This is a genomic window from Streptomyces sp. XY431, from assembly GCF_001279805.1.
Taxonomy (GTDB): Bacteria; Actinomycetota; Actinomycetes; order Streptomycetales; family Streptomycetaceae; genus Kitasatospora; species Kitasatospora purpeofusca.
The window spans coordinates 1-339 of sequence record NZ_LGDO01000371.1; the positions used below are offsets into that span (position 1 = coordinate 1).

The window sequence follows — 339 nt, forward strand, 5'->3', positions numbered from 1 at the left end:
GCCGCGGTGCTGGTCACCTCCTCCGGCGAGGGCAAGGAGGTCGCCGCCCGCGTCGCCCTCCGCCTGGGCTCCGGCATCATCACCGACGCCGTCGACCTGCGCGCCGGCGACAGCGGCCCGGTCGCCACCCAGTCCGTCTTCGCGGCCTCGTACACCGTCGACTCCCGCGTCAGCAACGGCGTGCCGGTCATCGCGGTGAAGCCGAACGCCGTCGCCCCGGAGGCCGCCCCGGCCGCGGGCGCGGTGGAGGACGTCACCGTCGCGTTCACCGGCAACGCCGCCAAGGTCGTCTCGCGCACCCCGCGGGTGTCCTCCGGCCGTCCGGAGCTGACCGAGGCC

Annotated in this window: 1 protein-coding gene; it reads left to right on the forward strand. The window is 76.4% G+C overall.

The annotated features are described in order from the left end of the window. A partial coding sequence (locus ADK60_RS26690) for an adenine nucleotide alpha hydrolase family protein (protein WP_502687459.1) occupies positions 1-339 on the forward strand: 339 nt, incomplete at both ends.